Raw genomic sequence first — 8,396 nt, 5'->3', positions numbered from 1 at the left:
CGTCGCGGCGACCGGCGCCAGCGAGCGTGCGGTCTGGTCGCTGGTCCTCGTCACCGGGCGCCCGACGCCGCTGGCGGTGCGGTGGCCGGTCTCGCGCTCGTCGTTGGCCGACCTCGGCCCCGGCCTCGTCAACGGCGGCGGCAGCGCCGACTGGCGCGAGGCCGCGCTGCTCGCCCGGCGCATCCTGACGGGCGACGGGCTCACGCTCACGAGCGCCGGGGCGCAGGCGCGCGCGGCCCAGGCCTCGAACGGGGTCGCGAACGGGGTCGCGAACGAGGTCGCGCGCGTCGTCCTGGTCGGCCCGACGGTCGCGGGCGCGGCGGAAGCGCTGGCGGTCCTGCCCGATGCGGAGGTGGTGCCCGTCCCTGGCGGGCCGGCGGTGGCGCTCGCCTCCGCCTCCCTCACGCCCGGCGCCTCGCCCGGTCAGTGGCGCGTCGCGGGCGAGATCGTCGGCCGTGCGGCCGACGCCGGCGCGGTCGACGGTGGCTCCATCGACGCCGGCGCGGTCGACGGCAGTTCCATCGACGGCAGTTCCATCGACGCCGGCGCGGCTAAAGCCGGCGCAGCAGGTGGTGCGACCGCGCTCGCCCTGGCATGGTCGGCGGGCCAGGGCGCCCTCGGACGGGTCGGCACGGTGGACGTGGCGTTGGAGCCCGCGACCGCGGGCGAGCTCCGCGGCGCGTTCGACCTCCTCCTCGACCTCCCCGCCGACCCGGACCTCGGCGCCGAGGCCACGGTAGGGACCCTGGAGCTCTCCGTGGGCGCGAGCGTCGCCGCGTTCGTGGCTCACGCACTGCCAGTGGCCGTGCGGGTCCTTTACCTCGGCCCGGGTAACGCCGCGCTCTCGGGTGCGCTGCGCGCACTGCCTTACGTCGAGCTCGAGGAGCTGCCTGTCGCTGCGGGCCTGCCGCAAGACGCCTCGGAGTTCGACCTCGTGGTCCTCGACCGCGTCGTCGTGCCGGAGGCGCCGCGGACCAGCACGTGGTGGCTCGCGTCCGCGCGCACGGAGGCGGAGCCGGAGCGTGCGACCGGTCCGGCGATCGGCGACGGGACCGCTGGACCGTGGGTCGAGGAGCCGTTCGTGGCGGCGACCGACTGGCGCGCCACGTCGTTCGGCGCCGTGTGGGGCTCCGAAGCCCTCCCGGGCGCCACCGTGCTCGTCGCCGGCCCTCACGGGCCCCTGCTGCAGCTGCGGTGGCGCGAGAGCGGGCTGGAGCTGCGCACCGCGTTCGACCTGAACGCGAGCGACTGGCCGGACGCCGACGGCTTCCCCCTCTTCGTGCGCGGCCTGCTCGAGCTCGTCGAGCCGAACGCCGGGCGCCTGGTGGAGCTGCCGTGCCTCGTAGGCTCGGCATGTGCGCTGCCGGCCGGAACGGTCGCCGTGACCGATCCGCGGGGCCATGCCGTGCCGCTCGGCACGACCCTCTACGGTTCCGAGCGTCTGGTGGGCGCCGACTTCGTGCCCGCCATGGCCGGCAGCTACCGACTCGTCGACGCGCGCGGCGTCACCCGGCCCCTTGCCGCCGCCGCGCTCGCCGACCGCCTGCCGGCCTTGGTCGGCGCGGACGGGAGCGCGGCGCCTGGTCGGGCTCCTCCATACCGGGTCCCGCTGCGCCGGATCCTGGCGGCCGCGGTCCTCCTCGTCCTCGTGGCAGAGGCCGTCGTCTGGTGGCGGTCGCCGGCACGGGCCGCCGGCAGTAAGGGGCGGCCGGTGAGGCTCGGCGCCCTCGCCCCCCGACTCCTGGTGCTCGCCCTCGTCGCGCTCGCCATGACGGACGCGCGCCTTCCCCTGCCCGCGCGCGGCGGCCTGCTCGTGGTCACGGGACCGCGGCAGGTGCTGGAGCCCTCAGCGGAGCTGGCGATGGAGGCGACAACCGAACCGACGAGGGCCGACCTCGAGCAGGACCTCGACATGGCGTCCGCGTCGGTCCCGCCCGGCATGCCCGCGCGCCTCGTGGTGGCGGGCGACGGGCTCGAGACCCGCGGCGACGTCACGCGCGCCGCCGCGCGGGTCGAGGCGCGCGGCCTAACGCTCGACGCGCGGGTCGACGTCGCACGGGGCGGCCCCGAAGGCGCCGCCACCGGCGCCACTGACGGCGCCACTGACGGCGCCACTGACGGCGCCGTGGGAGCCTCTGCCGCCCCCGACGCCGTGGTCCGCCGCGTCGTCGCGCCCGAGGCCGTCATGGTCGGCGACCGCTTCGAGCTGCAGGCGGTGGTCAACGCGAGCCGCGCCGGGGCGGCGCGCGTGACGACCTACGGCGGGGGCGAGGCGCTCGACGAACGCGAGGTCATGCTGCGAGCGGGCGACAACCTGGTGGCCGTCGAGGTCGTGGCGCTCGAGCCCGGCGACGAGCGCTACGCGGTCGTCGTGGCGCTGCCCGGCGACGGCGAGAGCCGTAACGACGTTGGCGCAGCGAACGTGAGCGTGGCTCCCGCCCCTCGGGTGCTCCTCATAGGCGAGGACGACGCCTGGCTGCGCGTCTTCGCGGCCGCCCTCGAGGCGCAGGGGGTGGAGGTCGTGTCGAGCGCCCCGGGGGAGCTGCCGGCGAGCCCCGGCGCTCTGGCGGCTTTCAGCGCCGCGGCGCTCATGAACGTGCCCGCGATCGCCCTCACGAGCGGGCAGCAGCTCGCCCTCGAGGCGGCGGTGTTCGACCTCGGCTTGCCCCTCCTGATGCTCGGCGGCGAGAGCGCGTTCGGCCCGGGCGGCTACTACGAGACGCCCCTCGAGCGCCTCTCGCCCACGTCCAGCCTCGTGCCGCGCGAGGCGCCCGAGCTGGCCATCGCGTTCGTCCTCGACCGCTCCAACAGCATGCGTCAGTACGCGGGCGACGCCGTGCGGCTCGACATCGCCAAGGTGGCCACCTTGAGCGCGCACGAGCTGCTGCCGGAAGGGGCGAAGAGCACCCTGATCGCCTTCGACTCCACCGCGCGCACGCTCGTGCCGCTCGGTCCGGCGGCGGAGGGCGAGGCGTTCCGCGCCGCCGTGCTCGAGCTCGACCCGCGGGGCGGCACGAACCTGTACCCGGCCCTGGTGGCGGCCTACGAGCAGCTGTCCGGCGCGGGCGCCGCCGCCGCGCACGTGATCGTCATGAGCGACGGCCTGTCGCAGCCGGGCGACTTCCCCGGCATCCTCGCGCTCCTGCGGGAAGCCAACGTGACCGTGTCGACCATCGCCATCGGGCCCGAGGCGGACGCCGACCAGCTCCGCGAGGTCGCCCGCCTTGGGGGCGGCACGTTCCACTCCAGCGCGGACTTCTCGGCGCTGCCGGGCATCATGGCCCACGAGGTCCTCCTGCAGTCGGGCGAGCTCACCGAGGAGCGCGACTCCACTCCGGCCTGGCAGGGACGGCGCCCACGCTTCCTGCGCGCCTGGCCGGACGCGCTCCCGGCGGTCGGCGGGTACGTGCCGACGAGCGTCAAGCCGGAGGCCAGGCTGCACCTCTCCGTCACGGACGAGCAGGGGGAGGTCCAGCCCCTCCTCGCGAGCTGGCACTACGGCGCCGGCGAGGTGGTCGCCTTCACGGCCCACGCCGCCGGACCCTGGACACGGGAGTGGCTGAGCGAACCGGCCTACCCGACGATGTGGGCGCACCTCGTCAGGCAGCTCACCAGGACCCCGAGCACCGCCGCCGTGCGACTTGCGCGCGACGGCGACCGCCTGCGCGTGGTCTCGGCGGCGGCGGACGCGGTCGTCGAGCTGCCGGGAGGCCGGTCCGCCGACCTGAGCGCGCGACCGGCGGCGGGCGGCTACGCCTCCGAGCTCTTCCTGGACGAGACGGGCACGTACCGCGTGACGGCCGGCGGCGCCACGCTCACGCTCGAGGTGCCTTACCTGGCCGTCCTCGACGCCGGTCGCGCGGCCCCGGAGCGGCTCGTGGCCACGGCGACCGCGACGGGCGGCCACGCGCTCGCGGACCTGGCGGACGCCCTGGCGCCCGTCGGTTGGTACTGGCCGCGCTCGCCCGTGTGGCCGCTGGCGCTCGGCGCCGCCCTCCTCGCGCTCCTCCTCGAACTCACCTGGCGCTACGCCCCCGACCTGCTCCGCGTCGCCAAGCCGCGCGCTCCGGTCGTGCCACGGAAGGACTGATGCCCATGCCAGAAGCCGAAGCGACGACCCCCATGCGATCCGGCGGCGAGCCAGACGGCCCGACCGCGACCACTGCGGGCCGGACGACCGCCGCGTCCACCGCCGCCCCACCTACCGGCACCGCCCCCACCGACGCCGCCGCGCTGGAGCGCGCGCTGGGTAGTCTGCGGCGCCTGCGCGAGGAGATAGGTCGCGTCGTCCTCGGGCAGGACGAGGTCGTCGACCAACTCTTGATAGGCCTCGTCTCCGGCGGGCACGTGCTGCTCGAGAGCGCGCCCGGGCTCGGCAAGACGCTCCTGGTGCGCACCGTCTCCGTCGCCGCCGGGCTGCAGTTCGCGCGCGTGCAGTTCACGCCCGACCTCATGCCGGCCGACGTGACGGGCACGATGATCCTCGTGCGCGACGAGCTGGGGGGCGGGCGGCTGGAGTTCCAGCAGGGGCCCATCTTCACGCAGCTCCTCCTGGCCGACGAGATCAACCGCGCCACGCCCAAGACGCAGTCGGCGCTCCTCGAGGCGATGCAGGAGAACACCGTCACGGCCGCCGGCCGCACGTGGCCGCTCCCGCGCCCGTTCTTCGTGCTGGCGACGCAGAACCCGATCGAGCTCGAGGGGACCTACATCCTGCCGGAGGCGCAGCTCGACCGCTTCCTCCTCAAGATCGTCCTGCCGCTGCCGAGCGAGGACGTCCTGGACGCCATCCTCGAGCAGACGACCGGCGCCGGCCTGCCCACCCCCGAGCAGGTGGCGACGCCCGACACGATCCTCGACCTGCAACGCCTCGTTCGCGAGGTGCCCGTCGCCGCTCACGTGAGGCGCGGCGTCGCGCGGTTCCTGCTCGCCACGCACCCCGAGCGCGAGGCGTCGAGCCCCGACGTGCGGCGGTACGTGCGCTTCGGCGTGAGCCCGAGGGGCGGGCAGTCGCTCCTGCTCGCTGCCAAGGCGAACGCCCTGTTGCGCGGGCGTTACAACGTGGCGTTCGACGACCTGCGCGCCGTGTTGGCGCCCACGTTGCGGCACCGCTTCCAGCTCAACTTCGAGGGGGAGGCCGATCCGGGCGTGGACGCCGAGCGGCTGCTCCGGCAGGTCTTCGAGGCCAGCGCGGGCGCGTGAGTGGGCGGGCGTGAGCGCGTGAGCGGAGGCGAGCGACCGGAGCCGCGCGCGGACGTGCGGCTGAGCGTGGTGGACGTCGCGCCCCCGCCGAGCCTCCTGCAGCGCCTGGCGCGCCGCCGCCTGAACGTGCCGCGCGCCGGCACGTTCGGCGGGGTGGGCGAGCACCGCTCGAGCACGCTCGGGCCCGGCCTCGAGTTCGCCGAGTACCGCGCCTACCAACCGGGCGACGACCTCAGGCGCGTCGACCCGCATCTGGAGGCCCGGTCCGGCGAGCTGTTCGTGCGGGAGGGTGACCTCTTGGAGCAGCTGGCCGTGACGGTGGTGGTCGACATGAGTGCGTCCATGGGGGGCGGCGTGCCGGAGAAGTCCGTCCTAGCGCGGCGCGTGGCCGGGGCGCTCGCGTACGTGGCGCTCGCCGGCAGCGACCGCGTGCGGCTCGTAGCCTTCACCGGCCGCGGCCTGCGCTGGGGTCCGCGGGGCGGCGGGGTGCGCGCGGCCGGACAGCTCTTCGAGTGGCTCGAGGGGCTGCGGGCGGAGGGCGCGGTGGAGTTCGACCACGCCGCCAAGGCGCTCGCGGCGCGCCTGCCGCGCCCAGGAGTGTGCCTGGTCGTCAGCGACTGGCTCTTCGCGGCCCCCGAGGCTGGGTTGGGTGTGCTTCGGGGCGCCCGGCAGGCGGTCGTCGGTGTGCAGGTCTGCTCGCCCGAGGAGCTGGACCCGGGCGTGCTCGCGACGGGCGGGCTCGGTGGCGGCACGCTCACCCTCGAGGACGTGGAGACGGGGGCGGAGGTGAACGTGGCGCTCACGCCCGCCGCGCTGGCCGTCTACGCGCGGAACCTGCGGCGGTGGCAGGAGGGGCTGGAGGCCGCCTTCGTGCGCCACGGCGGGATGTGGCTGCGCGCGCGCTCCGACGCCGACCTGGAGGCGCTTCTCCTCAAGGAGTGGGCGGGGTACGGCCTCGTTCGCTAGCGGCGTGGCCGACTGGGAACGCGCGGTCGTGGTGCTCGTGACGCTCGATCAGCGCCGCCAGGATGACGCTCGTGTCGAGCGCGATCGGCTTGTTACTGCCCGCGCTCATCACGCAGCCGAGCCCGGACGGTCTCTACTTCCGAGGCGAGGAGGACGGGTTCGTCCTCACCTGGCGCACCTGCGCTGCGCGCTACGCCGATGCCGTCCTTCATCACCAGGCTCACGGCGGTCGGCGCCGGCTCGATCTCGATTCGACCGTCCCTCAGGCGCGCCTGCAACGGCATGCCGGGGCGCAACCCGGCCGCGTCGCGCAGCGTCTTCGGGATGACGAGCCGGCCGGCGGCGTCGATGGTAACAGTCATGGCGCCAGTCCGCCATGAGCGCGGATGGCTGATCGATCCTAGCGCTGCGAACGGCGTTGTTCGACCTACGACCGGGCCGCTCACCCCCCGCCCCAGGCCGGACGGCCGGCCTGTGTACCACTTGACCATGACGGCGTGTTGACATCCCCGCACACCCTGCGTACCCTTTCAGAGGGAGATTTAGAAACCCCATTGCGAAAGCTGTTTCATAGTGCGAGTTCCAGCCGCCGGCGAAGCCTAGCCCGACCGCCGTCGACCATCACCAGGGCCGCGGAGGTGACGGTTCGCAAGAGCGAAGGACAGGCCGCACGCCACGACTCCAGCCCGGAACCGAACACGGTTCGACGAAGCCGACGCGAGCCCGCGGAGACTTCGGCAGCGACTGGCCGGGGGCACGACCCTTGGACCCACGTTGAACACCCACGGAGGCACAACCTGATGCAAGCGAAGCCCAACAACCTTCTGCGCGCGGTGGTCGTCTCGCTCATGGCGCTCCTCGTCGCGTTCGCGTCGGCCCAGAGCCGCACGGACGCCCGCGTCCTCGAGCAAGAGGCTCAGATCGGCATCCTCGACCTCTACGAGGCCCTCACGCCCCTCAAGTCGGTCGCCAGCTTCATGACCGTCGGCGCCCACCCCGACGACGAGCGCTCCAGCCAGATCGCGCTCCTCTCCAAGGGCCTCGGCGTGCGTAGCATCACCGTCACCGCCAACCGCGGCGAGGGTGGCCAGAACTCCATCGGCACCGAGTACCGCCAGGCCCTCGGCGTGCTGCGCAGCCGCGAGATGGAACAGGCCAGCGCGGCGTTCAACGTCGAGCTGTTCTTCCTCAGCGAGAGCTTCGCCGACCCCATCTTCGACTTCCGCTTCTCCAAGTCCGCCGTCGAGACCCTCGAGATCTGGGGCGAGGACGTCATGATGGAGAAGCTCGTGCGCGCCATCCGCCAGAGCCGCCCTGACGTCATCTTCACGAACTTCCAGAACGTCTTCGGCCAGCACGGCAACCACCGCGCCATGGCCTACGCGGCCGAGCAGGCGTTCGCCCTCGCCGCCGACCCGAACGCCTACCCCGAGCACTTCGAGCTGGGCCTCGAGCCGTGGCAGGCCGCCAAGTTCTACCTGCCGAGCGGCCGCGGCTCCGGCCAGGCCGACTTCGAGCTGGAGACGACCCTCTCGATCCCGACCGGCGGCTACGACCAGGTCTACGGCGCCACGTACGAGCAGCTCGGTCAGCAGTCGCGCGCCTACCACCGCAGTCAGGACATGGGCAGCTGGGCCGACGAGCGCGCCACGAACTCCAACCTCCACCTCGTCCAGTCGTTCGTGACGGACGCGGAGACCGACACCTCGCTCTTCGCCGGCATCCCGTACACCGTTGCCGACCTGGCCGCCAAGGTCGATGACGCCAAGCTCGCCGGCCTCCTGACCGACGCGCAGACCGCCATCGACCACGCCATCGCCGCGTTCCCCGACTTCGGCGCCGTGCAGGGCGAGCTGACCGTCGCCCTCGCGACCGTGCGCGCCGCCCGCGCCACGCTCGCCGCGAGCGCCGTTGACGCCGCCACGGCCTCCGATATCGACTTCCGCCTGGCACAGAAGGAACTCGAGCTCCAGGTCGCGAGCCGACGCGCCCTCTCGCTCGTCACGCGCGTCGTGGCCGCCAACCCCGAGCTCACCCGCGGCGGCACGACCGAAGTGACCGTCAGCGCCTACCTCGGCGGCACCGTTAACGCCGACAACGTCACGTTCGCCGTCGTGGCCCCGGAAGGCTGGACCGTCGAGCCCAAGGAGGCCGTCGAGCCGGCCAGCCTGACCAACGGCCAGACCGCCAAGCAGACCTTCGTCGTCACCGTCCCGGCGGACGCCCCC

General features: G+C 74.0%; 5 protein-coding genes. 4 read left to right on the top strand and 1 reads right to left on the bottom strand.

The features are described 5' to 3' along the window. The 3 genes from M9914_14130 to M9914_14120 form a co-directional block, all read left to right on the top strand. Positions 1-4,090 (top strand): VWA domain-containing protein (locus M9914_14130; GenBank protein ID MCO5175313.1); only part of this gene is annotated, 4,090 nt, incomplete at its 5' end. A 5-nt stretch (positions 4,091-4,095) separates the two neighbouring features. After that, positions 4,096-5,202, top strand: a complete 1,107-nt coding sequence (locus M9914_14125) for an AAA family ATPase (protein MCO5175312.1) — start codon at positions 4,096-4,098, stop codon at positions 5,200-5,202. Positions 5,203-5,220: 18 nt separating this feature from the next. Further along, complete coding sequence (locus tag M9914_14120; protein MCO5175311.1) at positions 5,221-6,168, top strand: DUF58 domain-containing protein; 948 nt, start codon at positions 5,221-5,223, stop codon at positions 6,166-6,168. A 92-nt stretch (positions 6,169-6,260) separates the two neighbouring features. On the opposite strand, the gene M9914_14115 is transcribed toward M9914_14120, so the two are convergent. Continuing rightward, positions 6,261-6,530 carry an AbrB/MazE/SpoVT family DNA-binding domain-containing protein gene (locus M9914_14115; protein ID MCO5175310.1) on the bottom strand — a complete coding sequence of 90 codons (270 nt, stop codon included), beginning with the start codon at positions 6,528-6,530 and terminating at the stop codon, positions 6,261-6,263. Between the two features lie 438 nt (positions 6,531-6,968). Here M9914_14115 and M9914_14110 point away from each other — a divergent pair. Then, positions 6,969-8,396: PIG-L family deacetylase (locus M9914_14110; protein MCO5175309.1), on the top strand; the 1,428-nt coding region annotated here is incomplete at its 3' end.

Source organism: Trueperaceae bacterium, assembly GCA_023954415.1.
Lineage (GTDB): Bacteria > Deinococcota > Deinococci > Deinococcales > Trueperaceae > JAAYYF01.
Note: the sequence above shows the minus strand (reverse complement) of the source record. Positions and strands in the feature narration are given on the sequence as shown.